The organism is Streptomyces hirsutus, from assembly GCF_001418415.1.
GTDB lineage: Bacteria > Actinomycetota > Actinomycetes > Streptomycetales > Streptomycetaceae > Streptomyces > Streptomyces hirsutus.
This window is the reverse complement of the sequence record NZ_LIQT01000559.1, coordinates 1-1,584: the sequence shown is the minus strand read 5'-3', so window position 1 is coordinate 1,584 and position 1,584 is coordinate 1. Positions and strand designations below refer to the sequence as shown.

Below are 1,584 nucleotides of genomic sequence, written 5' to 3'. Positions count from 1 at the left end.
GAGGTTATCGGCAAGCGCAAGACTCATAGCTACGGCCTTCGTGTTGATCCCATGCCTCTGTGACGGAGCACAGGATCAGGCGAAGGCCACTCTTACGTCCGGAACTCGGACAAACCCATCAGCAAGTTCAAGGCCATGTTCGACGGCAGACCATAAACGCCAAGCTTAGTACTCCAGTCAGAATTCGTGTCCTGAGCTGGTTCTTCTTCGATAGTGACATCGTCGGGCGGTGGCTTGGTGGCGTCGTCGCCAGCGGGACCAGGTCAGGGCATGCCGGTGACGGTCGAGTTCGGGGCGGGGGTGGGGCAGGAGAGTGTCCAGCAGTCGCCGGATCTCCGCCACGGTGAGAGGAACGATGCTGGTCGGTTCGTTTCTGCGGTTTCCCGGTGGGAGGCTTGGACGGCCAGAGCGGTGAGGAAGGCATGGGCGAGCATGGCCAGGGTGATGTGCCGGTACCAGCCGATGTAGCGGCGGACCTCGTACTCGTCCAGGCCGCATTCGTTCTTCGCGGCCTGGAAGCACTCCTCGATCGCCCACCGGCTGCCCGCGATCCGGGCCAGTTCGTCGATCTCGACGCCGACGGGTGCGCGGGCGAGGTAGTAGGCGACCTCGGAAGGGTCGGACAGGCTGCGGCGGGCCAGCACCCAGCGGTGATGGGACGGCGGATCCGGGTCGAAGACGAGGTTGGCGGGCAGTTTGGCCGCGGCCCAGTCGTAGACGCGCGGTCCCTTGGCGCCGTCGCCGCAGGACAGTCGCTGCCAGGCGTCGGCGGGGGCTTCGTCGATGAGCTGGTCGATGCGCCAGGCGCCGGCCAGGGACTTGATCTGCTGGGACTTGGGCACCGCCACCACGTAACCGAGGCCGAGTTGCTCGAGCAGGCGGCGGAAGTTCCAGTCCTGCCCGTAAGCCTCGTCCGCGGTGACCCAGGCGGCCGGCAGGCCGGCGGCCAGGCAGCGGCGCACGATCTCCCGGGCCAGCTCGCCCTTGGTCGCAAAGCCGCGTTCGTCGGGGATTTTCGCCGTCCGGCACCGCTCGCGGTCGGACGTCCAGGCTTTCGGCAGGTAGAGCTCCCGGTCGACCAGGGCCCGGCCCGAACTGGTGGCGTAGGCGGCGAACACGCCGATCTGGCAGTTGTCGATCTTTCCCAAGGTGCCGGTGTACTGCCGGCCCACCCCGGCCGAGGTGGTGCCTTTCTTGACGAACCCGGTGTCGTCGATGATCAGCACACCGCCCGGGCCGAGCCGTTCGGCGGCGTAGTCCCGCACGTCGTCGCGGACCGCGTCGGCGTCCCAGCGGGCGCCGTTCAGCAGGTGCTGCAGGCCCGCCGGGTCACGGTGGCCGGCCCATTCGGCCAGCTGCCAGCCGTTCTTCCGCCCGACCGGCGCCAGCAGGCCGCGGACGTAGTCACGCATCCGCCACCGCAGATCCGCCCGAGCGAACCGGCCCGCCACCCGAGCGAACACCGACTCCAACTCGGCCTTCCAGTAATCGACTTCAGGTATCGCGTCCATACCCAGACAACGACAACCAGCAGCTCAGGACACGAATTCTGACTGGAGTAGTAGAGGATGTCTCACGTGGTGA

General features: G+C 67.1%; 1 protein-coding gene. It reads right to left on the bottom strand.

Features of this window, described 5'->3' with window-relative positions:
* Positions 1-263: 263 nt before the first annotated feature.
* The gene (locus AOK11_RS34315; RefSeq protein WP_055597571.1) at positions 264-1,511 is read right to left on the bottom strand and encodes an IS701 family transposase; all 1,248 of its coding nucleotides are present in this window, start codon (positions 1,509-1,511) and stop codon (positions 264-266) included.
* Between the last annotated feature and the right edge of the window lie 73 nt (positions 1,512-1,584).

What these genes read in the sequence shown, in the direction of transcription:
- AOK11_RS34315 (WP_055597571.1), bottom strand. Translation starts at nt 1,511, where the DNA reads ATGGACGCGATACCTGAAGTCGATTACTGGAAGGCCGAGTTGGAGTCG.